The organism is Dactylosporangium sp. McL0621, from assembly GCF_049995355.1.
GTDB lineage: Bacteria > Actinomycetota > Actinomycetes > Mycobacteriales > Micromonosporaceae > Dactylosporangium.
Genome location: NZ_CP188259.1, coordinates 3,581,219 through 3,605,394 on the forward strand (window position 1 = coordinate 3,581,219; position 24,176 = coordinate 3,605,394).

The following is a 24,176-nucleotide window of genomic DNA, read 5'->3' on the forward strand; positions in this document are numbered from 1 at the left end:
CCGATGCCTCTGGTGGAGGGGTATCGCGACATGGAGCAACCGAAGCAGGGCAAGGGCCGCTCGCTGCGCGCCCGGGTGTACCTGGTGGTCGCGGTCTGCGCCGTGCCGGCCGTCGTCGGCAGCGCCGTCGCGCTCGTCGGGCTGGGGCAGACCCACGCGAGCGTGGTCGAACTCGACTCGCAGTCGGTGCGGCCGCTGGCCGCGCTCGGTGACCTCCGGGACATGGAGGGCGACACCCGGGTCGAGGTGTGGGAGTACCTGGCGGCCGACGCGGCCGGCCGCGCGGAGCAGCGCACCGAGATCGCCGCGACCGATCAGGAGGCCGACGAGGACATCGCCGCCTACCTGGACACCCACCCGGGCGCCGGCGACGAGCGCGACCAGCGGATGAACGACTTCACGACGCTGCTGCACGCCTGGCGTACGGTGCGGGACCAGCAGGTCTTCGCCGCGGCCGACCCGGGTCGCCTGGTCGAGGCCCACGCCGCCGCCAACGGGCCGCTCGCCGCCGCCGACGAGGCGATGGCCGACCCGCTGGACCAGCTGTTCACGACCGAGGTGGCCGCGGCCCGGGACCGGGTCGACCGCTCGAACCGGCAGTACCAGCAGGTCCGGGCCATCGTCACCGCGATCATCCTGCTCGGCCTGGTGCTGGCCGTCGCGGCCGCGCTGCTGCTCACCCGCAGCGTGCTGGCCTCGGCGCGGCGGATCAGCGACCTGCTCGCCTCCGGTGACCGCGGCCGCCGGATCGGCCCCAACCGCGACGCGAGCGAGATCGGCGACCTCGGCCGGCAGCTGGACCTGATGTTCGAGGCGATGCAGGAGCAGGAGGCCCGCCTGGAGGAGGGCCGCGCGGCGCGGGAGGACCAGCTGGTGCGCGCGACGATGCGCCAGCGCCTCGCCGAGCAGAACACCCGGCGCCGGGCCGGCGACATCATCGACCAGACCGCGGGCGCCGTGCGCACCGAGCTGCGCAACGTCCTGGACCAGGCCGGGTCGGTCCTCGACGCGGCGAACGCGATCGAGCACGAGGCGACCTCGGCCGACTCCGCGACCCGCAGCGTCGTGGAGCGCGCCGCGACCGTGGACAGCCTCGATGCGTACCTGCGTGAGGTGTTCGACTCCGAGGAGGAGCTGGGCGGCGGCGGGCCGTGATCAGCGCAGGATGCCCGTGTGGCCCAGCGAGTAGCGGCCCGGCTGCGGCCAGATGCACAGGCCGTGCGGCTGGGTGCCGACCTTGATCCGGGCCAGCAGGTGCCCGTCCGCGGTCGACAGCGCGTACACCTCGCCGTTGTACCGCCCCGAGAGCCACAGCACCGTGCCGTCGGCCGACACGCCGCCCATGTCGGGGCTGCCGCCGCCGGGGATGTGCCACTTCGCCGCGAGCTTGCCGGTGGCGAAGTCCAGCAGCGACACCGAGCCCTCGCCGCGGTTGGCGATGTAGAGGTACTTCGAGTCCCGGCTGACGTACAGCCCGTGCGCGCCCGCGCCGGTGGCCAGGAACGAGCGCACCGTGAACCGGTCGCCGTCGACGATCCACACCCCGGACGTGTGCATGTCGGCGACGTACCAGGTGTTCCCGTCCGGCGCGATCTTGACGTCCTGCGGCATGGCGTGGTCCCCGGTCAGGTGCAGCTGGCCGATGACCTCCTGGCGGGCGACGTCGACCTTGATGAGGTCGCCGGAGAACTCGCACGTGGCGATGAAGTAGCGCCCGTCGGGGGAGAAGTCGGCGTGGTTGACCCCGGAGCAGTTCACGGTGAGCTCGCGCACGATCGCCATCGTGTGCGGGTCCCGGAACACGATCTTGTGCCGGGCCTCGGACATGACCATCGCGTACTTGCCGTCGGGCGTGAAGTACAGGTTGTACGGGTCGTCGACCGGCACCGGCTTGCCGAACGTGCCCGTCGCCGGGTCGATCGGCACCAGCGCGTTGCCGGTGTTGTCGTTCACCCACAGCGTGCGCAGGTCCCACGCCGGTACCACGTGCTGCGGCCCGCCGCCGACCTTGACGGTCTGGATGACCTTGAACGTCGCCGGGTCGATGACCGACACGGTGTCGCTGCCGAGGTTGGGCACGTAGATGCGCGCCGGGTCGTTGCGGACCTGCTCGGCGAGCGCGCCGGGCCGGTCCGCGGCGTACACGTCGTGCGGGTCGAGCAGCGGCGGCATCCCCGGCAGGCCCGGGCCGGGCCTCGTGCCGGCGCTGCCGCTCGGCCCCGGGCCGGCACTCCCGCTCGGCCCCGAGCCGGCACTCCCGCTCGCCGCCCCGGCCTGGTTCGCCGGGGCGTTGTCGTCGCCCGGCCCGGCCGGATGCTCGCTCTGGGCCTTGGCCGAGGAGCAGGCTGCGACCAGCGCCCCGAGCAGCACGAGGACCGCGACGATCCGCCCGGTCAGCAGCCGGGCGGTCACGCGAACAGCTCCGAGGCCGTGACCGGGCGCAGGCCGCGGTCACGCAGGCCGGCGAGCAGCTTCGGCAGCGCGGTGACGGTGCCCGCGTGCCCGAAATGCAGACTGACGATCGAACCGTTGCGCACGCCCTGCAGCGTATGGCGCACGATCGCGTCCGCGCCGGGGTCCGTGTAGTCCAGTGAGTCAATGTCGTATGACAGACAGGTGGCGTACCCGGCGCGCTGGGCCTGCGCCCGGATCCGCGGGGTGCTGCGCTGAGTCTGCGAGGGCCGGAACCAGCGCCCGATCGACCCGCTCACCTCGCGCAGGGCCGCGGCGCAGCCGGCGATCTCGGCGTACGCGGCATCGTCGCTCATCCCCTTGATGTCATCGTGGTTGAGCGTGTGGTTGCCCAGCTCGTGGCCGTCGGCGAGGACCCGGCGGGCCAGCTCCGGCTGGCCGCGGACCCACACGCCGACGGCGAGGACGGTCGCCTTGACCCGCTCGGCGGCGAGGGCGTCGAGCAGGCCGCCGACCACGCCGGGCTCGCCCTGGCCGTGGAACGTGAGCGCGACGGCCGGCACGTCGCGGGGGCCGCTGTCGACCTCGGGGGGCAGCGCCTTCGGGGGCGGGCCGCCTGCGGCGCTCGGGCTTCCGGTGGCGTCGGGGCTCTTCGCGGCTCCGGGGCTGTTCGCGGTGCCGGGGTTCCTTGCGGCGTCGGGGCTCTGTGCGGCCGGGGCCTGGGATTGGCCGCCGCAGCCGCCGAGGGTGACGGCGCCGGCCGCCAGGAGCAGTGTCCGCCGATCCATGCACGTCGTCCTTTCGCCGCACGGGTCAGCGGCCCCGGCCCATCCTCCCGGACCGATCCTGAGAACTGGCCGAATGCCCATTCACCCGGTCGTGGAGCTTTTTTGCGCGCGCGGCCTGGCGTGTCGCTGCGCGTGGCGTGCCGGGTCGCGCGGCCCGGCGTGTCGTCGCGCGTGGCGTGGCCTTTTGCGCGCGGGCCGGCGTGTCGTTGCGCGCGGCGCGCTGTCGGGGCACGGCCTGGCGTTGCGTTGTGCGTGGCCCGGCGTGTCGTTGCGCGTGGCGTGGTGGTGAGCGCGGCCCGGCGTGTCGTTGCGCGCGGCGCGCTGTTGCGCGCGACCCGGCGTGGTGGTGAGCGCGGCCCGGCATGGCGTTGCACGCGGCGCGCTGTCGGGGCACGGCCTGGCGTTGCGTTGTGCGCGGGCCGGCGCGCCGTTGCGCGCGGACCGGCGTGGTGGTGTGCGCGGACCGGTGTGTCGTTGCGCTTGGTGTGCGGGGGTGCGCGCGGTCTGGCGTGTCGTTGCCGGTGCGAACATCGGCGTGGAGTCCATTGTGGACAATGTGGCGGGCGGGCCGTCGGTCGGCCGGGCCTTGGCGCTGCCGGGCCGAACTGGCACGCACCGACTACGCTCGAACGGTGAATCGACGCGTCCTGGCCGTATCCTTCCTGCTGGTCCCGGCCGTGCTGGCGCTCGCCGGCTGCGGTGGCTCCGACAACAAGCACCCGCGGCCGTCGGCGCACCGCAGCACCGCACCGGCGAAGACCCCACCCGCGCGGCCCACCGCCGGTCCGCCGATCGCCATGGGGCAGTCGGCGCGGCTGCTCGACACCGTCAACGCCACGGTGTACGAATTCCGGCAGCCCAGCGTGACCGGCGGCCCGACCGCGGGGCCGCCCGGGTACTCCTGGGCATCGGCCGACGTGCAGGTGTGCACGCTGGACTCGGCGAAGCAGAACGTCACCGTCGACTGGAAGACGTGGGGCCTGCACTACGCCGACAACTCGATCGCGGTCGCGGCGGAGACGAACAACGACGCGTTCCCCCGGCCGGAGTACCCGTTCACCTCCCGGCCGCTGGCGAACGGCACCTGCGTGCGCGGCTGGATCACGTTCTCCGCCCCCACCGGGCAGCGGCCCACCACGGTCGACTACTCCCCGCACGGCGCGGTCGCGAGCTGGATCGTCCCGGCGGGCGCGGCCCCGTCCGCGTCGTAGCCCGCCAGCCGGCACCGCCCGGGTCAGCCCGCCGGGCGACCCCCGTTCCGCGTCGTAGCCCTTCAGTCGGGCGCCGCCCCCGGGGTAGCCCTTCGGCCGGGCGGGCCCTCCAAGAAGCGCGCCGCCCGGCTCGGCCCCCGGATGGGCGCCGCCCGGCTCGGCCCTCCAGAAGGGCGCCGCTCGGGGTAGCCGTCCGGAAGAGCGCCGGCCGGAGTGGCCCTCCGGAAGGGCGCCGCCGGGGTAGCCCTCCGGCCGGCTCCGCCCGGGTCAGTTCCTCGGCTCGCCCCAGCTCCGGTCGAGCTCGCCGTCGATCTCCCGCTGGTCCGCGACGGCGTCGCGCTCGTCGGCGGCCCGGTCGCGCTCGTCGGCGCGCCGTCCCCGATCGTCCAAGTGGCGTTCGCGCACATCCATGGCGTCCCGGCGCACGCTCGCGCCCTGCTGCTGGAACAGCGCCACCGTGCCGCGCTGCTCCAGCTGGATCTCGCGCTCGTCGGCGCGCGCGTCGCGATCGCCGGCGGCGCCTCGCCCGCTGGCGGTGTCGCGCTCGTCGGCGGTGTCGCGCTCGTCGGCGGCGCCTCGCCCGCTGGCGGCGCCTCGCCCGCCGGTGGCGCCTCGCCCGCCGGTGGCGCCTCGCCCGCTGGCGGCGCCTCGCCCGCCGGTGGCGCCTCGCCCGCCGGTGGCGCCTCGCCCGCCGGCGGCGCCTCGCCCGCCGGCGGCGTCGCGTACGGCCGGCCGCGCAGCTGACTGATCGTTGTGCGCCACCGCCCGATGGTACAAAACGGATCGCGGGACCGCCTTTACCGCGTACTCATCCCTCGTCCAGGGGGTTACCGGTGATCCGCTCGGCCAGGTTGCGGCGCACCGACCCGGCCGCGGCGCTCTCCGGCTTGCGCCGGGCCTGGTCCTCGAAGCGGGCCAGGAACTCGTCGCGGAAGCCGAGCCGGGGGAGGCGGTCCAGCGTCGCCGCCCGCAGGCCGGCCGGGAACTCCTCCCGCCGGCGGCCGACCACCTCGAAGCTCGACGCGACCTGCAGCAGGTGCGACTCCGGGTCGGCGTCCGCGGCGACGTCGTCGCGCATGTGCCGGACGATGACCTCGGCGACCCGGTCGGCCCGGGCCGCGGGCCATCCGGCCGCGCGGCCGAACACCCGGGCGAGGTCGCCGCCCGCCTCCTCGAACGGCACGGTGTGGCTGTCGAAGGACGGTGTGAGCGCGATGTCGTGCAGCAGTGCCGCCACCCCGAGCAGTTCGTCGTCGCGGTCGATGCCGTGCGCCGTGGCGTACGCCGCCGCCCACGCGTAGGTGCGCACCGAGTGGTTGAGCAGCGCGGGCGAGCAGTGGCGCTCGGCCACCGCCAGCGCGGCCGCGACCGCGGACGTGTCCGGCAACATCGGGCCGCCCCTCTCGTCAGTTCTCACCGGCAACCCTGCCGCCGGCGCGGCCGCCGGGCGCCACCTGGACCGGGCGAGACGCGGGCGCGGTATGGGCCGGGTGGTATGGGCCGGCCACTTGATCGCTGGTATCGATATATGCGAATCTCTCGCCACCTTCTTCCTCCGATCGAGGAGCTCACCCATGCGATCCCGCTCCGCGGCGCTGACACTGACCGTGTCCGCCGCACTCCTGCTCGCCGGCGCCGGCCTGGCGATCCCGGCCGCTGCCGCGCCCGTGACCCTCACCCCCGCGCTCGCCGCGGCGCCGGACATCGCCGTCGCCAACGTGCAGGCCCACCTGACCCAGCTCAACTCGATCGCCACCGCGAACGGCGGCACCCGGCGCAGCGGCACGGCCGGGTACACCGCCTCGGTCGCCTACATCAAGGGCAAGCTGCAGGCCGCCGGGTACACCGTGGCCGAGCAGACCTGCACCAGCTGCACGTACCGGGCGAACAACCTCGTCGCCGACTGGCCGGGCGGGCCGTCCGACCAGGTCACCATGTTCGGCGCGCACCTGGACAGCGTGGCCGCCGGGCCGGGGATCAACGACAACGGCTCCGGCTCGGCGACGCTGCTGGAGAACGCGCTCGTGCTGGCCCAGCAGAACCCCACGATGAGCCGGCACGTCCGGTTCGCCTGGTGGGCCGGGGAGGAGCAGGGGCTGCAGGGCTCGGCCTTCTACGCCAACGCGCTCACGAGCACGCAGCGCACGCAGATCAAGGCCTACTACAACTTCGACATGGTGGGCTCGCCCAACGGCGGCTACTTCATCAACCACATCACGTCGGCGGCGGCCGCGCCGATGAAGGCGTACTGGGACACGCTGGGCCTGCAGCCGGAGGAGAACACCGAGGGCGCGGGCCGCTCCGACGACTACTCGTTCGAGCGCGTGGGCATCGCGACCTCCGGCTACGCGGCGGGCGCCAGCGCGAAGAAGACCTCGGCGCAGGCGTCGAAGTGGGGCGGCACCGCGAACAGCGCGTACGACTCCTGCTACCACCAGGCCTGCGACACCGCGAGCAACATCAGCGCGACGGTGCTCAACCGGGCCGCCGACGGCGTCGCCTCGACGATCTGGGCCACGTCGGTGGGCGGCACCACCACGCCGCCGCCGACCGGCTGCACGGCGGCGCAGGTGCTGACGAACCCGGGCTTCGAGTCCGGTACCACCGGCTGGGCCGGCACCACGGGCGCGATCGGCCAGTGGTCCTCGCAGGGTGAGGCGGCGCACGGCGGCACCTACAGCGCCTGGCTGCTGGGCTACGGCTCCACGCACACCGAGAGCCTGTCGCAGTCGGTGACCATCCCGGCCGGCTGCTCGGCGACGCTGACGTTCTGGGTGCACATCGACACCGCGGAGACCACGACGACGACGGCGTACGACAAGCTGGCCGTCACCGCGGGCTCGACGACCCTGGCGACCCTGTCGAACGTGAACAAGGCCTCCGGGTACGTCCAGAAGAGCTACAGCCTGTCGGCGTTCGCCGGGCAGACGGTCGCGCTGAAGTTCACCGGCACCGAGGACTCCTCGCTGCAGACGTCGTTCGTCATCGACGACGCGGCGGTGCAGGTCAGCTAGGGGGGTGGACCCGGACGCGGCGGGTGGCGGGCGGGCATCGGAGCATCCCGGCGAGCGCGTCGGCGACGGCCCGCATGCCCGCCGCGTTCGGGTGGAACGGCGCCGGGCGCATCGTGGGCCGGAAGCCGGTCACCCACGGCTCGGGCGAGCCGAGCGCGTGCCCTTCGCTGAGGCGCGACGCCCGGAGCAGCTCGGCGCCCGTGCGCCCGGCCGCTCCGGCGAACGCCGCGGCGAGCTGGTCCGCGATGCCCCGGAACGCCGCGATCTGTTCGGGATCGAACGGGGTCGCCGGCGTCCACACGGTGGCGGGGCCCAGCAGCGCGAGGTAGTCCACGAACACCACCCGGCATCCGGGGGCCCGCTCCCGCGCCGCGGCGGCCACGCGGGCCAGGCCCTTGGCCACCCGCTCGGCGTCGGCGGGGCCCACCGGCGGTACCGCGGCCCGGGCCAGGCGCCGGCCCAGGGGGCGGGTCAGCCGGTGGGCGCGGAGGCGGCCGCTGATCGCGGTGCGGATCAGGCCGCCGACGTAGCCGAGGTCGTTGCCGCCGGCGGTGATCGTCACCAGGTCGGCGTCGGGCGGTACCTGGTCGACGAGCAGGGTGTCGGTGGTGGCGCCCGAGACGGACAGGTCGGTCAGCCGGGCGTCGAGGCGCTCGGCGAGGAGCCGGGCGTAGTTGCGGCCCGAACGACCCGTGCGGCGGTCGAGGACCGGCTCGATGCCCGGGCCGGCGGCGAAGGAGCTGCCGAGCGCGACGATGTGCACCGGACCAGCCTGACAGACGGGTGACCGGTCGGTGAACATCGTGGTGGAGCGGGCCTGTGCTTGCGCGCCGAGCCTACTGTGTCCGGCGTGACCGGGATTCGGTTGGGAATCGACTTCGGTACATCGAACACCGCGGCGGTCCTGCGCCTTGCCGACGGTACGACCAAAACGCTCCTCCTCGACGGCTCCGAGCTGCTGCCCTCGGCCGTGTGCCGCGCCCCGGACGGCACGCTGCTCGTCGGGCGGGACGCGATCCGGGCCGCCCGCACCGACCCCAGCGCCTTCGAGCCGCACCCGAAGCGCTGCATCGACCACGGCACCGTGGTGCTCGGCGACCGGGAGGTGCCGGTCACCGAGCTCATCGGGGCGGTGCTGCGCCGGGTGTACGACGAGGCCGTGCGCGTCGCCGGCGAGGCGCCCGCGAGCGTCACGATCGCGTGCCCGGCGGGCTGGGGGCCGCGCCGGCGCCAGGTGCTGCTCGACGCGGCCCGCGACGCCGGCGTGCACCGGGCCGGGCTCGTCGCCGAGCCGGTCGCCGCCGCCCACGCCCACGGCGCGCTGCGCGCCGGCGGCACCGCGCTCATCTACGACCTCGGCGCCGGCACGTTCGACGTGTCCGTCGTCAAGCGCACCGGCGCCGGCTTCGAGGTGCTGGCCGAGGCCGGCCTCGACGACGCCGGCGGGCTGGAGATCGACACGGCGATCGTGGCGTACCTCGGCGCCGTCTACGCCGGCCGCGACCCCGGCCGGTGGCGGCGGCTCACCCACCCCGAGTCCGATGAGGACAGACGCGCGGCCCGGCAGCTGTGGGACGACGTGCGCGCGGCCAAGGAGAGCCTCGCCCGGGCGGCCGCCACCGCGATCCACATCCCGCTCTTCGCCGACGACGCGCCGTTCGGCCGGGAGCAGCTCGACCAGCTGGCCGCGCCCATCCTCGACCGCACGATCCACCAGACCCGCGCGGTGCTGCGGGAGGCCGCGGTCGCCGCCGCGGACCTCGACGCGGTCCTGCTCGTCGGCGGCGGCACCCGGATGCCGCTGGTCGCCACGACGCTGCACCGCCGGCTGGGCGCCTCGCCGGCCGCGACCGAGCGCCCGGAGCTGATCGTCGCCGAGGGCGCGACGCTCCTGGCCGACTCCACACCGGCGCCGCCCCCCACACCCGCGCCGCCCCCGCCGGCCGCCGCACCCGCGCCGCCCCCGCCGGCCGCCGCACCCGCGCCGCCCCCGCCGGTCTCCGCGACCTCGCCTCCCAGGCCGCCGGCCAACGGGCGACGCGGCATCGTGCCCCGGAAGAAGCGCCGGTGGCCCGCCGTCCTCGCGGTGCTCGTCCTGGCCGGGGCCGGGCTCGTGTACTTCACCGCCTGGCGCCAGCACTGCCTGTCGCTGAACCTGGTCAGCTCCGACGAGAAGGCGCCGGTGCTCACCGAGCTGGCGCGCCGGTACCACCCCGCGGGCGGCTGCGTCGACGTGCACGTCAGCATCGCCAGCTCGCGCATGATGGCCGACGCGCTCGCCGCCGGGACGACCCTGGACAAGAAGGCCCGTCCCGACGTGTGGTCGCCCTCGTCCAGTGTGTGGATCGAGCGCCTCCGCGCGGCCCGGCCCGCGGTGCTGGCCGACGGCGAGCTGCCGTCGGTGACGCACACGCCGGTCGTCATCGGCATGCCGAAGCCCATGGCCGAGGCGATCGGCTGGCCCAAGGCGAAGATCGGCTGGTCGGACCTCGCCGCGCTCGCCGCCGACCCGCGCGGCTGGGGCGCCTACGGCCACCCTGAGTGGGGGCCGTTCACGCTCGGCAAGACCAACCCGAACACCTCGACGACCGGCCTGCTCTCCTTCGCCTCCACGGCCACCGCGCTCGGGCGCGACGCCGGGCGGCTGCACAGCCTCGAACTCGCCGCCGTGCACTACGGCAGCAGCTCGTCGACGTTCACGAAGAACCTGTACCAGGCCGATCAGGAGGGGCGCGGGCTGGAGTACGTGAGCGCGATCGCGCTGGAGGAGCAGGTCATCTACCAGTACAACCGCGGCAACCTCCTCGACGGCGGGCAGCAGGCCCCGCCGAAGACCCCGCTGGTCGCCATCTACCCGGCCGACGGGACGATCGCGTCCGACGACCCCTACGCGATCCTGCGCGAGCCCTGGGTCAGTCCCGAGCAGTCCGCCGCCGCCGAGAGTTTTCTGCGGTACGTGCACGAGCCCGCCCAGGCCGCCCTGTTCCTCGCCGAGGGCTTCCGCGACGTCGAGGACCACGCGAGCTTCGCCGACGCCAACCTGCAGACGCAGCCGGCGTTCACCACGGTCCCGCCGCCCGACGCGAAGACCGTCGAGGCGCTGCTGGCGCTGTGGGGCCAGGTCCGCAAGCCGGCCGGTGTGCTCATCGTCGTCGACGAGTCCGGCTCCATGTCCCAGGAGGTCGGCGACTCCGGCAAGACGCGGCTGCAGCTGGCCAAGGAGGCCGCCGGGCCCGCCGTCGACAGCCTCGCCGCGACCGACTCGATCGGCCTGTGGGCGTTCAGCGGCCCCGAGCGCAGCGGCGCGGACCCGTGGCGCGAGCTGATGCCGCTGAGCCCGGCGGGGCCGTCGGCGGCGCGGTACAAGCAGTCCGTGGACGTGCTGCGCCCGCACGGCGAGACCGCGCTGTACGCCACGATCCGCGCGGCCGTCGCGCACATGCGCGACGCCCAGACCGACCGGCGCATCTACGCGGTCGTGGTGCTCAGCGACGGCGAGAACCAGTACCCGGCCGACGACGACCTCGGCCGGCTCGTCACCGAGCTCGGCCGCGGCAGCCTGGAGAAGCCGGTGCGGGTCTTCACGATCGCGTACGGCTCCGAGGCCGACGCGGCATCGCTGGACCGCATCGCGGGCGCGGCCCGGGGCGGCAGCTACGACGCCAAGAACGCCCTCGACATCCGCAACGTCTTCAACGACGTACTGTCCAACTTCTGACGGGTCGCACAGATCTCGTTTGACGAACTCCGCCGGGATGCCGAGGCTGGCAACGTGCCCGGCCTGATGCATCCCCCGAAAGCGCGACCCGGTGACCGCGTCGCCGTGCTGTCGCCGTCGTTCGCCGCGCCCGGCCTGTTCCCGGCGGTCCACGAGCAGGCGATGCGCCGCCTGGCCGAGGTCACCGGCCTCGTCCCGGTGGAGTACCCGACGACCCGCCGGGTGGGCGCCTCGGCCGAGGCCCGGGCGGCGGACATCAACGCGGCCTTCGCCGACCCGGACATCCGCGCGATCCTGGCGGTGATCGGCGGCGAGGACCAGATCACGGTGGTACCGCACCTCGACCCCGCGCTCGCCCGCGCCGACCCGAAGCCGTTCCTGGGCACCAGCGACAACACCAACCTGCACCAGTGGCTGTGGGCCAACGGCATCGCCAGCTTCTACGGCGGCTCCACCCAGGTACACCTCGGCCCGGGCCCGGCCGTCGACGAGGTGCACGCCCGCTCGCTGCGGGCGGCCCTGCTCACCGGCGAGCGCCTGGAGGTGACCGACCCGGGCGAGTCCGAGGACGTGGGCGTCGGCTGGGACGATCCGCGGGCGCTGTCCTCGTACGGCGACCGCGCGCCGACCGAGCCGTGGAGCTGGCACGGCCCGGCCCGCACGGTGACCGGCCGCACCTGGGGCGGCTGCATCGAGGTGCTCGAGTGGGTGCTCACCGCGGGCCGGTCCTCGCCCGCCCCGGACGCCCTCGCCGGCGGCGTGATGCTCTTGGAGACGTCGGAGGAGCTGCTCCCGGCGCGCAACGTCGCCTGGATCGTCCGCGCGCTGGGGGAGCGGGGCCTGCTGGCGGCGGTGGATGCGGTACTGCTGGCGCGTCCGCCGGTCTCGGACTTCACCCGCCGGCCGGAGCCGGAGGAGCGCTCCCGCCTGCGCGCGGAGCAGCGGGACGCGGTCGTGTCGGAGGTGACGCGGTACAACCCGGAGGCGGTTGTCTGTGTCGGCATCCCGTTCGGCCATACGCGCCCGCAGTGGATCCTGCCGCACGGCGGCACCATGACCGTCGACGCGGTCGAGCGCCGCGTCCACGCCGATTTCGCCTAGCACCCAACCGGGCCGCGCCGATTTTCCCTCAGCACCGTGAACCTTCCGGCCCTCCGCGCCGACTGAACCGGCGAAGGAGGGCCGATGAGCGACGAGTTGCTGGTGGTCCGCTGTCAGCTGGGTGAGCGGGAGGCCTTCACCGAGCTGGTACGGGCCTGGCACCCGGCGGTCGAGCGGTACGTGGGGCGGATGCTCGGCGGTACCGACGACGACGTGGTGCAGGAGATCTGGCTGGCCGTGGTGAAGGGGCTGCCGCGCCTGCGGCAGCCGGACCGGTTCACGCCGTGGCTGTTCACGGTCGCGCGCCGGGCGGTGATGAACCGGCTGCGGGTCGCGTACGCGCGCCCGGACACCGAACCGATCGACGACGTTGCGGGCCACGACGCGACCGAGGGCGTGGTCGACCGGGAGACCCTGGCCGGCGCCCTGGCCGCGCTGCCGGCCCGGGAGCGCGAGGTGCTCCTGCTGTTCTACCTGGAGGACCTGCCGCTGGAGACGTGCGCCCAGATCTGCGCCGTCCCCGTCGGAACGGTCAAGTCGCGGCTCAACCGGGCCCGCGGGTTGTTGCGCGTGGAGCTGGAGCGGAAGGGGTACGAGGCATGACGCCGGAAGAGGTCCTGGCGCGGCTGGACGCGCCGTTGTCGCTGCGCCGGCGGGTCGCCTACCTGGTCGTGGCCCTGGCCGGCCTGACCGGCAGCGCCCTGATCGGCCTGCTGTGGGCGACGGAGCCGGGCCTGCCGCCCCGCACGCAGGTGGCGTTCGCGGCCCTGATGACGATCGGTCTGGGCTGGGCGGGGTTCGGCGCCTGGGCCGTCACCCGGCGCGTACCCCTGTTCGCCCGCGACCGCGTGGTCGCCGCCTGGCTCGGGGCCGGCGCGTGGCTCGCCTTCACGACGGGCGCGTTGGTCATCACCATCGTGCGGCACAAGCTCGAGCCGACGCTGCTGGCCGTCGTCGTGGCACTGGGCGTCCTGGCGGCCGTGAACCTCCGCGCGGCCCGCCGGGCGAGGACCGCCCTGATGCGGCGCAGGACCGCACTGGCCGCACGCGGAGACGGTACCGTTTCGCCATGATCCACTCGACGGCCCGGCCCATCAGTACGATGCGCGACCATGAGCGGGTGCCATGGAGGGACGGCCGCTCAGGCTGGAGTCCGTCGTGACGGCGCTGCTGCTCGACCGGCTGCACCGGGCCGGGCTGGGTGACGTCGTCGCCGTGGAGCCCGTCAGCGGTGGTCTCGCGGCGCTCGCCGGGATCGCCACCCGCCGCGACGCGCCGCCGGTGTTCGTGAAGGCGTTCGCCGAGGCGCCGGACGGCGACGTGTTCGCGGCCGAGGCCGAGGGGCTGGCCGCCCTGCGCGAGCTCGGCGGTGTGGCGACGCCCGACGTGATCCTCGCCGACCGGGAACTGCTCGTGCTGTCGGTCCTGCGCGCACGGCCGGGCCGCGCGGCCTTCTGGGAGCAGCTGGCCCACGCGGTGGCCCGTTTGCACCGGGGTACCACCCACAAGCGCTTCGGCTGGCCCCGCGACAACTGGCTCGGCCGCCGCCGGCAGGTCAACACCTGGGCCGAGGACGGCTTCGCGTTCTTCGCGCAGCACCGGCTGCTGCGGTGGCTCGGGGAGCCGCGCGTCGACGCCGCCCTCGGGCCCGCGGACCGGGCCGCGCTGGAACGACTCTGCGACCGGCTGCCCGAGCTGCTGCCCGACCGGCCGGCCTGCCTGACCCACGGGGACCTGTGGGCGCCGAACGTCATGGCCACCCCGGACGGGCGGCCCGCCCTGATCGACCCGGCCGTGTCCTACACGTGGGCCGAGGTCGACCTCGCGCACCTGTGGTCCGCCGTACCGCCGCCCGAGGCGCGCCGGTTCTTCGACGTGTACGCGGAGCTGACCTCGCTCGACGCCGGCTGGCGGGACCGCATGCCGATCATCCAGCTGCGCCAGCACCTCGCCGTGCTGGCCCAGATCGAGCCCGACTGGGGCGTGGCCGACCTGATCCGGGCCACGCTCACCCCATTTCGTACGCGTCGGTAACAATCGCCGGGCGACTCCCTTGGATCACAGTTTGATGACGACCTGGCGCCGGGTTCGGAGCGCAAAAGGCCCTCGCTGAGCGCTCGCGACACCGGGGTTATGTACGTCGATCGGGGGCCGTAACCCTCGCTCTGCCCCGTTGCCGAAAGTTCGGTACGCCTCGGGGAAGCTGTTCGCGTCGCGGTGTGCGATTATGAGCGCGGATACGAGCATTTGGTTACGCACCGGATGCGGTAGACCGCCGGCCCGGTGACTTGTGCCTGCGGTGCTGGGGTGCGGACCGACGGCAGGTATGGTTCATCGAGCGGAAGCACCTCGCCGGCGATTGGCGAGGTTCTGGTTTTCCGCTATCAGGAGGAAAAGCGTGGCTAGCGGTACTGTCAAGTGGTTCAACTCTGAAAAGGGCTTCGGCTTCATCCAGCAGGACGACGGCGGCGCGGACGTGTTCGTCCACTACTCCGCCATCGCCAGCAGCGGCTACCGCGAGCTGACCGAAGGTCAGAAGGTGGAGTACGAGGTGACCCAGGGTCAGAAGGGTCCTCAGGCGGAGAACGTTCGCGCTCTCTGACGGGTCCTCGCAAGAGACTCAAGCGCCAACCGGAGCGCCGTATGCCCAAGCGTACGGCGCTCCGTTCGGCAATGTGTCCGATTGTCGGCATTAGCGGCTAATGACGACCTTTCCGCGCATGTGCCGCCCGCTCCACCGCGGAACCACTTCGTAAAATTCGCCCGATCGGGTATGCCGCCGCCGTAAGTTTCGTGACGACGGGCCCTCACGGCCCGTACCGGTTCGCCGCCTCTTCCGGTGTCGTCGCCCCCGCGCACCCCGCCACACGGTCGGCCCAGGCGCGGATCACATCGCGCAACTGCGCGGGTTCGCGCACGAGAAACGGCCGCCCGAGCCCGGCCAGCAGCCCCGGAAGCCAGTCGAGCCGCTCCGCGCGCAGCCGCACCAGCACCCAGTCAGGCCCTTCGCCCGGGTCCGGCTCGATGCTCGCCAGCCCGCCGGGCAGCCGCGCGCGCACCTCCTCGGCGGTCCCCCGCACGGCCACGACGACCTCGTGCCGCCACGGCGTCCCGGCCAGGCCGGTCCGCACCACGTCGGCCGGACGGAACCCGTCAGGAACGGCAAAAGAGCCCTCCGCGAGGTGTACCTCCACAATGCGGTCGAGCCGGAACGTGCGCAGTTCGCCCGAGGCCGAGTCGGGCCCGGTGACGTACCAGCGCGCGGCGTGCGCCACGATGCCGTACGGATGCAGGGTCCGCTCGCTGCGCCGGCCGTTGCGGTCGGAGTACACGATCACCGCGGGCCGGCGCTGCCGCGTCGCCTCGGCCAGCCGCAGCATGACCGAGGCCTGCGGTCCCGTCTCCTCGTGCGAGCGCGCCGGCGCGCCGAAGTCGGCCGTGGCGAACAGCGCGTCGAGACGGGCGGCGAGCGCCTTGGGCAGCACCCGGCGCACCTTGGCCGCGGCGGCCCCCGACGCTGCCGTCACCCGCCCGCCCGACAGGCCGAGCAGCACGGCCAGCGCCTCCTCGTCGGTCAGCATGAGCGGCGGCATCCGGAAGCCCGGGCCCAGCCGGTACCCGCCGTAGCGCCCCCGCACCGCCTCGACCGGCACGTCGAGGTCGAGCAGGTGCTCGGCGTAGCGGCGCACGGTCCGCTCGTCGACCCCGAGCCGCCCGGCCAGCGCGACGGCGGTGTGGGTGCCGCCGCCCTGCAGGATCTCCAGGAGGGCGAGCACCCGGGCGGTCGGCCGTGTCATGGTTCAACATTCTGCCAAAACCGGGCGGACCTTGTCCGGTATCGCTCCTACGGTGGGCGTCATGGATTTCGCATCGGTTCGCCTCATCACCGACCAGGTCGGCCGCCTCACCGACTTCTACGAGCAGGTCACCGGGCAGACCGCCCGCCGGTACACGCCGGACTTCGCCGAGCTGGCCCTGCCGGGCGCGACGCTCGCGATCGGCGGTACCGCCACGGTCGCGCTCTTCGGCGCGGGCTCGGCCGAGCCGGCCGCCAACCGGACGGCGATCGTGGAGTTCCGGGTCGACGACGTGGACGCCGAGTTCGCGCGGCTGCGCGACGTGATCGGCGTGCCGGTACAGGAGCCGACCACCATGCCGTGGGGCAACCGGTCGCTGCTGTTCCGCGACCCCGACGGCACGCTGGTCAACCTGTTCACGCCGGTCGGCGCCGACGCGATCGCCCGGCAGCGGCGCTGAGCGCGCTCAGGCCCGGAGGAAGCGCAGGACCGCGAGCACGCGCCGGTGCTCGCGCTCGTGCTGGCAGCCACCCCTCCGCGTTCCCGGGCCGCCGGCGTACCACGTACAGCCCGACGAGCGTGAACGACGCCGCGATGAGCCCGTTGTGCAGGTTGCCGACGTGCACCCCGAGCACGCCGCCGCCGGCGACCAGGACGGCCGTCGCCGCGCCCGCCACCCAGCCCAGCGTCCCGGTGCGCACCACGTCTGCATCGTGCCAGCCCGCGCCGCCGTGAGGACCAGGGTTAACCCGGCAACATCGCAGGGCCGGCCCGGATGCGCGCCGGCCCCGGGACGGCGACCGTACTCCCATGACCTCATCACCGGGCTCCCCCGGGGACCGCGTGCTCACCGCATCCCTGATCGCCGCCCCGGTCGTCTACCTGGTCGCCGACAGCCTGTACGCGGCCCGCGGCTGGAACGACCCGACCGCCGCCGTCCTCCACGTCCTCGGCGCCACCGCCTACGCCCTGGTACTCGTGCGCCTGCTCACCCTGACCGACGGCGCCCTGGGCGCGGCCCTGCTGATCGTCGGCGCCCTGGGCGTGGCCGGCAACGTCGCCTACGGCTTCAACACCATCCACGTCTCCCTGGGCGACACCGACCTCGTCGACGCGTCCGGCGCCGCGAACCTGATCAAGCCGCTCGGCCTGTGCTTCCCGCTGACCCTGCTGCTGGCCGCCTTCGTCGTGCGCCGCACGGGACCGCTGTGGAACACGGCCCTGCTCGGCGTGGCGTCGATCGCGTGGCCGGTCGCCCACATCGCGAACATCGCCTGGCTGGCGGTGGCGGTGAACGTGGCCCTGGTCGTCGCGTTCGCCACCGTCGCCGTGACGGCCTTCCGCACACCGGCCCGGGTCGCGGCTGCCTGACATCGCCGTGGGCCGGCAGACGGCGGGGCGGTACCGCGACCGTTCGATGCGGTGGAGGTCGACCTCGGCGCCGGACGTCGTGGTACCGGACGGACTGCGGCGCGTCCGGCAGGTGTGGCTCTGGGCGGCCACGGGCGAGCGGGTGCTCCGCGGGCTGGCAGTGGGGCGGAGCCGAACGCGGCCACGCCGTTCCGGCCCTCGCACATCGCGTAACCGGCCGACAGCAGTCCGTTCGGTGAACGATCAGTGGGTGGCGACCGCCACGGCGGGATCGAGCTGTTCGGCCGGAAGATGCTGCGGCTGTACCACCAGCCAGAGCGCCAGAGCCGCGGCCGCCATGCCCCCGAAGACCACGATCGCCATCGCGAGGGCGCCCACGCCCAGGACACCGACGAGCGGAGCGGCCAGCGCGCCGACGCCGAACTGGACGGCGCCGAGCAGCGCGGCCGCGGTACCGGCGGCCTCACCGTGCCGGGACAGGGCCAGCGCGGGGGCGTTGGGCATGGCCAGGCCGACCATCGCGAGCACCGTCCACAGCGGCAGCAGCACGCCGAGCAGCCCGCCCGTGTGGGTGGCGGCCAGGGCGAGCAGGACGGCCCCGGCCGCGACGCCTGCGACCAGCGCGCCGGCGAGGATCCGCTGCGGCGTCCACCGGCGCAGCAGCCGCACGTTGAGCTGGGTCGCGCCGATCAGGCCGACCGCCCCGCCCGCGAAGACGAACGCGAACTGCTGCTGGCTCATGCCGTACTCGTCCTGGAACACGAAGCTCGACCCGCTGACGTACGCGATGAGCGCCGCCATCGACAGCCCGGCGACGATGATCAGCCCGACGTACACCCGGTCGGCGAACAGGCGCCCGTAGTCGCGCACGGTGCCGCCCACGCCGCCGCCGCGCCGCCGCCCGGCCGGGAGGGTCTCGGGCAGCGCGAACGCGGTGGCGGCGAGGATCGCCAGACCGGCCACGGCGAGTACCACGAAAACCCCGCGCCACTGGGTCAGGCGCAGGACCAGGCCGCCGATGGTGGGGGCCAGGATCGGGGCGACCCCGACGACGAGCATGAGCCGCGACAGCAGCCGCGCCGCCGCGAGCCCGTTGAACAGGTCCCGCACGACGGCCATGGCGACCACGGACGCGGCGGCGGCGCCGAGGCCCTGCAATACCCGCAGCGTGCCGAGCACGGCCAGGTTGGGCGCGAACACGCACAGCACCGACGCGGTCACGTGCACCGCGATCCCGGCGAGCAGCGGTACCCGGCGCCCGAACGCGTCGGACAACGGCCCGACGATCAGCTGCCCGATGGCCAGACCGGCGAGGGTACCGGTGAGCGTGAGCTGCACCGCGGCCGCCGACGCGTGCAGGCCGGTGGTGATCGTCGGCAGCGCCGGGAGGTACATGTCGATGGTCAGCGGCCCGAGGGCGGTCAGGAATCCGAGCACCAGCGTCAGCCGGAGCCGGCGCCAGGCGGACAGCGGCGGCTGGGCTCGGGGTCGGGTCATCATCACAGTCTCGGCCACGACCGGTGGCAACAGTATGGAGTTTCCCCGCATTCCGGTCGTTACCTCGGTCACGTTCCGGCCGACGGCGAGCAGCTCGGCGACGGTACTGCGTCACCGTCCCGGGTGAGCGACAGGACTTCCGGCCGTCCCCGGGGCGGCCGGCTCCGCCGATCCAGTCGATGTGTCTGCTCGGCGGTTCAAGGCCGGTCACCGTTGCGACGGGAACGGATCGGCCGTTGTCCTCGACATTCCGGGTATGGCTCGGGTCTGGAACCGCCGGCGGGGTGTGTGCGTCGGAAGCGGTATGCGCACACTCGCCGTGATCGGGGCGCTCCTCGTCGGGCTCCTTGCCGGGGCGGTCGTCGTCCGTGAAGGGTGGGAGCTGCCCGTCCGGCAGTACTGCCCGACCGACGCCTGTCACGACGGTTCGTGGTTCGACGTCGACTGGGGCAGTGTCGACTGGAAGCTCACGCCCACCCGGCTCGCCTGCTTCGAGGCCAACCCGCGCCCCGGCGCCGTGCTGATCGGGCCCGGCGACGTGTGTGTCTCGTCGCGCGGGGACGTCGTCGAGCGGCGGGCCACGTACGAGCAGCTGCAGGCCGAGGCGCGTCGGCGGCGCCTGCTGGCGCTCGGGCTCGCCGGGATCATGGTGGTCACGCCGGGCGTGGTGGTGTCAATCCGTTCTCGTATGCGTACACGACGATCTGCACCCGGTCGCGCAGGGACAGCTTCGCCAGCAGGCGGCCCACATGCACCTTGACGGTCGCCTCCGACAGGTGCAGGGCCGCGGCGATCTCCGAGTTCGACGAGCCGCGCGCCACGTGGGTCAGCACCTCGCGCTCGCGGCCGGTCAGGGTATCCAGCGCCGGCGGGGTGCGGGCCGTGCCCGGGGCCGGCAAGTGCGGGAGGAACGTGTCCAGCAGGCGCCGGGTCACCGCCGGGGCGACGACCGCGTGGCCGCCGGCGACCGAGCGGATCGCGGTGACGAGGTCGTTCGGGGGCACGTCCTTGAGCAGGAAGCCGCTCGCGCCCGCGCGCAGGGCCGCGTACACGTACTCGTCCAGGTCGAACGTCGTCAGCACCAGGACGCGGGCGCGGGCGCCGGACGCCACGATGCGGCGGGTCGCCTCGATGCCGTCGAGCACGGGCATGCGCACGTCCATGAGCACCACGTCGGGGTCGAGCGCGCGGGTCATCGCGATCGCCTGCTCGCCGTTGCCGGCCTCGCCGACGACGCGCAGGTCGGGCTGGGCCTCCAGGACCAGGCGGAAGCCGAGGCAGAGCAGCGGCTGGTCGTCGACGAGCAGCACCGAGACGCTCACGACTCGAACGCCAGGTGCGCCTCGACCCGCCAGCCGGGCCCGGGGCGCGGGCCGGCCTCGATCTGCCCGCCGTAGACCGCGGCCCGTTCCCGCATGCCGGTGAGCCCGTGCCCGGCCGGGGCGGGCCGTCCGCCGCCGTCGTCGAGGACGGTGAGGTCGGCCCGGCGCTCGCCGTACCGGATGCGCACCTCGGCCTTCGCGTGCGGCCCGGCGTGCTTGAGGGTGTTGGTGAGCGCCTCCTGCACGATCCGGTAGACGGCCAGTCCCGCCCCCGGACCCCACGGCCCGGGGGTGCCCTCCCGGGTCAGCTCCACCTGCACCCCGGCGGCGCGGACCCCGTCCACGAGCGCGTCCAGGTCGTCCAGGCCCGGCTGCGGCGCGCGCTCGTCGCCGGGGTCGCGCCGCAGCAGCCCGACCAGGCGGCGCATGTCGGCCAGGGCCTGCCGCCCGGTCGCCGACGCCTGGCGCATCACGTCGGCGGCGCGGGGCGGGTCGGCCGGCACGGTCGCCGCGGCGCCGTCGGCGAGGGCCACCATGACCGCGAGGTGGTGCGCGACGATGTCGTGCATGTCGCGGGCGATCCGCGCCCGCTCCTCGGCGACGGCCAGGCGGGCCTGGCGGTCCCGGTCGAGCTCGAGGCGGCGGGCGCGGTCCTCCAGCTCGGTCAGGTACGCGTGCCGCGTCCTCTGGTTGATGCCGATCAGCGCGATCGCGACCGTGATCGCGGTGACGGCGGCGAACGCGGTCCACGGGAAGCTCCCGCCGGTACGGTTGAGCCAGCCCGGCAGGATCACCGCCACGACGCCCGGCCACACGAAGCGGGCCGGGCGGTGGCGGGCGACGGCGTGCAGCGCGGCCAGCGGCACGAACAGCCCCGCGGGCGACTCGATGTGCAGCAGGCCCTGCAGCGTCAGCAGGCCCGCGGTGACCCACAGCACGAGGACCGGGGCCCGGCGGCGCCAGATCAGCGGTACCGGCACCAGCACCACCGACAGCCAGTCCAGCCAGTCGCCGCCGTGCTGGGTGGCGCCGGTGCGGCCGGTGAGCACGATCCCGCACGCGAGCGCCACCGCGGCCGCGATCGCGATGTCGGTGCGCAGCCTCATGGGAGCCATTGTCACGGGTCGCGGCGCCGCAGCGTGACCGCGCCGGCGGCGAGGGCGGCCGCGACCCAGGCGAGCAGGACCAGCGCCGCCGGGCCGGGCGGCAGCGTGCGGGCCGTGTCGCCGCCGCCCGGCAGCGCGTAGAGGGCCTGCGCCGCCGCCACGGGCACGCACCGCACGACGTCGTCGGCGACGGACGCAGGCAGCGCGGCGCCGAGCAGCGCGGGGAGCACGAGCATCGACAGGACGTACACCGTGATCGCCGCCGCGGTGTGCCGCAGCAGCGCCCCGATCCCCAGCCCCAGCAGCGCGAGCGCGACGGGCGCGGCGGCGGCGCCGAGCGTGGCCCGCACCAGCCCGCCGTCGCCGAGCGGGTAACGGTGCGCCTCCGGCGTGAGCGCGTGGTTGACGAGCAGCGAGCCGGAACAGACCAGCAGCATCAGCGGTACCGTCGCCGCAGTCAGCACGGCCGCCTTCGCCCACAGCACCGGCAGCCGCCGGGGGACCGCCGCGAACGTGGCGCGGATGAGCCCCGAGCCGTACTCGCCGGTGACCATCAGGATGCCGAAGACGCCGAGCAGGATGGAGAACACGTCGATCGCGAGGAACGCCTGCCCCGGCGCCGGATGTTCGGCGGTGGCGCCGATCGCCGCGGCCAGACCGACCGCGAGCACCCCGACGACGGCGAAGACCACCCAGGTCGAGCGCAGCGCCCAGAGCTTGCCCCACTCCGCATGCACGATGTTTCGGTACCTCACGATGCCACCCCGTACTCGACGCTCTCGCGGGTCAGGTCCATGTACGCCTGCTCCAGCGACGCCCGCTGCGGGGTGAGCTCGTGCAGCGCGATGCCGTGCCGGGCCGCGAGCTCCCCGATCGCGGCGGCCTCGACCCCCTCGACCTCGAACGTCTCGGTGTCCCGGGCCCACGTCGGCTGCGGCAGCAGGGCCTGCAGCTCCGCGGCCCGGGGCGAGCGGACCAGGCACCGGCCGCCGTGGACCAGCTCGGCCAGGCTGCAGTCGGCGAGCAGCCGCCCCGCGCCGACGACGAGCAGGTGGTCGGCGGTGAGCGCCATCTCGCTCATGAGGTGGCTGGAGACGAGCACCGTGCGGCCCTGGGCCGCGAGGTCGCGCAGCAGCGTGCGGATCCACAGCACGCCGTCCGGGTCGAGCCCGTTGACCGGCTCGTCGAGGATCACGACGGCCGGCTCGCCGAGCAGCGCCGCGGCGATCCCGAGCCGCTGGGACATGCCGAGCGAGAACCCGCCGGCCCGGCGGTCGGCGACGCCGCCGAGCCCGGCCTGCTCCAGCACCTCGGTCACGCGCCGCCCCGGCAGGCCGTGGGTGCGGGCCAGGCCGAGCAGGTGCTGGCGCGCCGTCCGGCCGCGGTGCACGGACCGGGCCTCCAGCAGCGCGCCGGCCTCGCAGAGCGGGGCGGCGTGGTCGCGGTACACCCGGCCGTTGATCGTCGCCGTTCCGCTCGTGGGCCGGTCGAGCCCGATCATCATCCGCATCGTCGTGGACTTCCCGGCCCCGTTCGGCCCCAGGAACCCGGTGACGAGCCCCGGTCGCACGGTGAAGCTCAGCCCGTCGACGGCCGTGGCCGCCCCGAACCGTTTCGTCAGCCCCTCAACCTCGATCATGCCCCCGACGCTAGGGCGTTTCCGGGCGCCGGGAATCCGTCCGAGGTCGAGCGTGCGGCCGGTGCGGGGTACGACTCAGGTCGTACCCATGCTGATGACCACCTTGGCCCGGGCGTGCTCGATCTCCAGGTAGCGCACCGCCTCGGCCGCCCGCGCGAACGGGAAGGTGCGGTCCACCGCCGGGGCGACCTCGCCGGACTCGAGGTACCCGCGCAGCATCTTCAGGCCGCTCGCCGGGGTCGGCGGCACGTCGGGCATCGGCCGCACCCGCCGGTCGCCGAAGCGGGCGGCCAGCCGGGCCCGGATCACCAGGGCCATCGGGCCGAAGACGCGCGGCCGGCCGCCGGCCGAGGTGCCGCCGCCGCTGAGCACCAGGCGGCCCTGCGGGGTCAACGTCCTCTTGAGCTCGCCGAGCGAACGGTTCGCGACCAGGTCGAGGACGACGTCGTACCGTCGGCCGGAGCGCGTGAAGTCCTCGCGCGTGTAGTCGATGACGCCGTCCGCGCCCAGCTCCGTGACGAGGCCCAGGTTCCGGGTGCTGCACACGCCGGTGACGGTCGCGCCGAAGGCCTTGGCCAGCTGTACCGCGAACGTGCCGACGCCCCCGGAGGCGCCGTTGATGAGCACCGTCTCGCCGGGCCGGACCTGGGCCATGTCCTGGAGCGCGACGAGGGCCGTGGTGCCGGCCAGGGGTACCGCCGCCGCCTGCTCGAACGTCAGGCCGGCCGGTTTGTGCGCGAGATGGTCGAGGGGGACCCGGGCCAGCTCGGCGAAGGCGCCGTCGTGCTCGCGCAGGTCGCCGTAGACCTCGTCGCCGGGCGCGAAGCTCGTCACGCCCGGCCCGACGGCCTCGACCACGCCCGCGAAGTCGCTGCCGCGAACGGCGCGGCGCGGCCCGCGGGGCCCGAAGCTGGCCGGCATCGCCAGCCGCGCCACGTAGGGGTCGCCGCGCATGATGTGCCAGTCGCGGGCGTTGACGGCCGCGGCCCGTACCCGGACGAGGACCTCGCCCTCGCCGGGCACGGGCGTCTCGACGTCGACGAGCCGCAGCTCCTCCGCGGAGCCGTACCGTTGCTGCGCAATCGCTCTCATACCGTCGATGGTGGCCATCGGGGGCGTGGCGTTCATCGGAACTTGGGCCGCGGCTTTCCCGTACTTTCGGCGGACGCCGGTAGGACCCGCGCTACCGCCGGTAGGACC

25 protein-coding genes are annotated in these 24,176 nt (G+C 74.4%); 12 read left to right on the plus strand and 13 right to left on the minus strand.

From position 1 onward, the window contains the following. Positions 1-30: 30 nt before the first annotated feature. Positions 31-1,155, plus strand: coding sequence for an MCP four helix bundle domain-containing protein (locus ACPPVO_RS16885; protein ID WP_426512146.1), 1,125 nt, complete (start codon positions 31-33; stop codon positions 1,153-1,155). Here the strand turns inward: ACPPVO_RS16885 and ACPPVO_RS16890 are convergent, their stop codons facing one another. Then, a complete protein-coding gene (locus tag ACPPVO_RS16890; protein WP_426512147.1) occupies positions 1,156-2,412 on the minus strand; it encodes a beta-propeller fold lactonase family protein in 1,257 nt (418 codons plus the stop codon). Then, the gene (locus ACPPVO_RS16895) at positions 2,409-3,200 is read right to left on the minus strand and encodes a polysaccharide deacetylase family protein (RefSeq protein WP_426512148.1); all 792 of its coding nucleotides are present in this window, start codon (positions 3,198-3,200) and stop codon (positions 2,409-2,411) included. The genes ACPPVO_RS16890 and ACPPVO_RS16895 overlap by 4 nt, the downstream gene beginning before the upstream one ends. Positions 3,201-3,832: 632 nt before the next feature. On the opposite strand from ACPPVO_RS16895, the gene ACPPVO_RS16900 reads away from it, so the two are divergent. Then, complete coding sequence (locus tag ACPPVO_RS16900) at positions 3,833-4,411, plus strand: hypothetical protein (RefSeq protein WP_426512149.1); 579 nt, start codon at positions 3,833-3,835, stop codon at positions 4,409-4,411. Between the two features lie 267 nt (positions 4,412-4,678). On the opposite strand, the gene ACPPVO_RS16905 is transcribed toward ACPPVO_RS16900, so the two are convergent. Next, on the minus strand, positions 4,679-4,801 hold the full coding sequence (locus ACPPVO_RS16905) for a hypothetical protein (protein ID WP_426512150.1): 123 nt from the start codon (positions 4,799-4,801) through the stop codon (positions 4,679-4,681). On the opposite strand from ACPPVO_RS16905, the gene ACPPVO_RS16910 reads away from it, so the two are divergent. Beyond that, positions 4,802-5,155: a hypothetical protein gene (locus ACPPVO_RS16910; RefSeq protein WP_426512151.1), complete on the plus strand. Its 354-nt coding sequence runs from the start codon at positions 4,802-4,804 to the stop codon at positions 5,153-5,155. Between the two features lie 64 nt (positions 5,156-5,219). Here ACPPVO_RS16910 and ACPPVO_RS16915 read toward each other — a convergent pair whose 3' ends face one another. Beyond that, on the minus strand, positions 5,220-5,828 hold the full coding sequence (locus tag ACPPVO_RS16915) for an HD domain-containing protein (protein WP_426512152.1): 609 nt from the start codon (positions 5,826-5,828) through the stop codon (positions 5,220-5,222). A 157-nt stretch (positions 5,829-5,985) separates the two neighbouring features. Between ACPPVO_RS16915 and ACPPVO_RS16920 the strand changes: the two genes are divergently transcribed. Continuing rightward, positions 5,986-7,425: a M28 family peptidase gene (locus ACPPVO_RS16920; protein ID WP_426512153.1), complete on the plus strand. Its 1,440-nt coding sequence runs from the start codon at positions 5,986-5,988 to the stop codon at positions 7,423-7,425. Here ACPPVO_RS16920 and ACPPVO_RS16925 read toward each other — a convergent pair. Beyond that, positions 7,418-8,188, minus strand: coding sequence for an SGNH/GDSL hydrolase family protein (locus tag ACPPVO_RS16925; RefSeq protein WP_426512154.1), 771 nt, complete (start codon positions 8,186-8,188; stop codon positions 7,418-7,420). The genes ACPPVO_RS16920 and ACPPVO_RS16925 overlap by 8 nt on opposite strands. A gap of 87 nt (positions 8,189-8,275) precedes the next feature. Here ACPPVO_RS16925 and ACPPVO_RS16930 point away from each other — a divergent pair, with 87 nt between their 5' ends. From ACPPVO_RS16930 to ACPPVO_RS16955, 6 genes are all read left to right on the plus strand, one after another. Continuing rightward, positions 8,276-11,143 (plus strand): Hsp70 family protein, encoded by a 2,868-nt coding sequence (locus ACPPVO_RS16930; protein WP_426512155.1) that lies wholly within the window; start codon positions 8,276-8,278, stop codon positions 11,141-11,143. Between the two features lie 66 nt (positions 11,144-11,209). Then, positions 11,210-12,244, plus strand: coding sequence for a S66 family peptidase (locus ACPPVO_RS16935; RefSeq protein ID WP_426512156.1), 1,035 nt, complete (start codon positions 11,210-11,212; stop codon positions 12,242-12,244). Between the two features lie 84 nt (positions 12,245-12,328). Further along, positions 12,329-12,847, plus strand: a complete 519-nt coding sequence (locus ACPPVO_RS16940) for an RNA polymerase sigma factor (RefSeq protein WP_426512157.1) — start codon at positions 12,329-12,331, stop codon at positions 12,845-12,847. Further along, a complete protein-coding gene (locus tag ACPPVO_RS16945) occupies positions 12,844-13,317 on the plus strand; it encodes a hypothetical protein (RefSeq protein WP_426512158.1) in 474 nt (157 codons plus the stop codon). Before ACPPVO_RS16940 ends, ACPPVO_RS16945 begins: the two co-directional genes overlap by 4 nt. A 52-nt stretch (positions 13,318-13,369) precedes the next feature. Next, entirely contained in the window at positions 13,370-14,278 is a 909-nt protein-coding gene (locus ACPPVO_RS16950; RefSeq protein WP_426512159.1) for a fructosamine kinase family protein, read from the plus strand. Positions 14,279-14,642: 364 nt separating this feature from the next. After that, complete coding sequence (locus ACPPVO_RS16955; RefSeq protein WP_360387245.1) at positions 14,643-14,846, plus strand: cold-shock protein; 204 nt, start codon at positions 14,643-14,645, stop codon at positions 14,844-14,846. A gap of 205 nt (positions 14,847-15,051) precedes the next feature. On the opposite strand, the gene ACPPVO_RS16960 is transcribed toward ACPPVO_RS16955, so the two are convergent. Beyond that, a complete protein-coding gene (locus tag ACPPVO_RS16960) occupies positions 15,052-16,041 on the minus strand; it encodes a helix-turn-helix transcriptional regulator (protein ID WP_426512160.1) in 990 nt (329 codons plus the stop codon). Between the two features lie 61 nt (positions 16,042-16,102). Between ACPPVO_RS16960 and ACPPVO_RS16965 the strand changes: the two genes are divergently transcribed. After that, entirely contained in the window at positions 16,103-16,501 is a 399-nt protein-coding gene (locus ACPPVO_RS16965; RefSeq protein WP_426512161.1) for a VOC family protein, read from the plus strand. Here ACPPVO_RS16965 and ACPPVO_RS16970 read toward each other — a convergent pair. Further along, positions 16,458-16,745 carry a hypothetical protein gene (locus tag ACPPVO_RS16970; RefSeq protein WP_426512162.1) on the minus strand — a complete coding sequence of 96 codons (288 nt, stop codon included), beginning with the start codon at positions 16,743-16,745 and terminating at the stop codon, positions 16,458-16,460. The two genes, ACPPVO_RS16965 and ACPPVO_RS16970, sit on opposite strands and share 44 nt — an antisense overlap. A 106-nt stretch (positions 16,746-16,851) precedes the next feature. Here ACPPVO_RS16970 and ACPPVO_RS16975 point away from each other — a divergent pair, with 106 nt between their 5' ends. Beyond that, a complete protein-coding gene (locus ACPPVO_RS16975) occupies positions 16,852-17,412 on the plus strand; it encodes a hypothetical protein (RefSeq protein ID WP_426512163.1) in 561 nt (186 codons plus the stop codon). Between the two features lie 243 nt (positions 17,413-17,655). Here ACPPVO_RS16975 and ACPPVO_RS16980 read toward each other — a convergent pair whose 3' ends face one another. The 6 genes from ACPPVO_RS16980 to ACPPVO_RS17005 form a co-directional block, all read right to left on the minus strand. Further along, on the minus strand, positions 17,656-18,909 hold the full coding sequence (locus ACPPVO_RS16980) for a multidrug effflux MFS transporter (RefSeq protein ID WP_426512164.1): 1,254 nt from the start codon (positions 18,907-18,909) through the stop codon (positions 17,656-17,658). A gap of 653 nt (positions 18,910-19,562) precedes the next feature. Beyond that, positions 19,563-20,231 carry a response regulator gene (locus tag ACPPVO_RS16985; protein ID WP_426512165.1) on the minus strand — a complete coding sequence of 223 codons (669 nt, stop codon included), beginning with the start codon at positions 20,229-20,231 and terminating at the stop codon, positions 19,563-19,565. Further along, on the minus strand, positions 20,228-21,337 hold the full coding sequence (locus ACPPVO_RS16990; protein ID WP_426512166.1) for a sensor histidine kinase: 1,110 nt from the start codon (positions 21,335-21,337) through the stop codon (positions 20,228-20,230). Before ACPPVO_RS16990 ends, ACPPVO_RS16985 begins: the two co-directional genes overlap by 4 nt. 11 nt (positions 21,338-21,348) lie before the next feature. Further along, on the minus strand, positions 21,349-22,092 hold the full coding sequence (locus ACPPVO_RS16995) for a hypothetical protein (RefSeq protein ID WP_426512167.1): 744 nt from the start codon (positions 22,090-22,092) through the stop codon (positions 21,349-21,351). Further along, positions 22,089-22,976 carry an ATP-binding cassette domain-containing protein gene (locus ACPPVO_RS17000; RefSeq protein ID WP_426512168.1) on the minus strand — a complete coding sequence of 296 codons (888 nt, stop codon included), beginning with the start codon at positions 22,974-22,976 and terminating at the stop codon, positions 22,089-22,091. Before ACPPVO_RS17000 ends, ACPPVO_RS16995 begins: the two co-directional genes overlap by 4 nt. 75 nt (positions 22,977-23,051) lie before the next feature. After that, a complete protein-coding gene (locus tag ACPPVO_RS17005; protein WP_426512169.1) occupies positions 23,052-24,068 on the minus strand; it encodes an NAD(P)-dependent alcohol dehydrogenase in 1,017 nt (338 codons plus the stop codon). Positions 24,069-24,176: the final 108 nt, after the last annotated feature.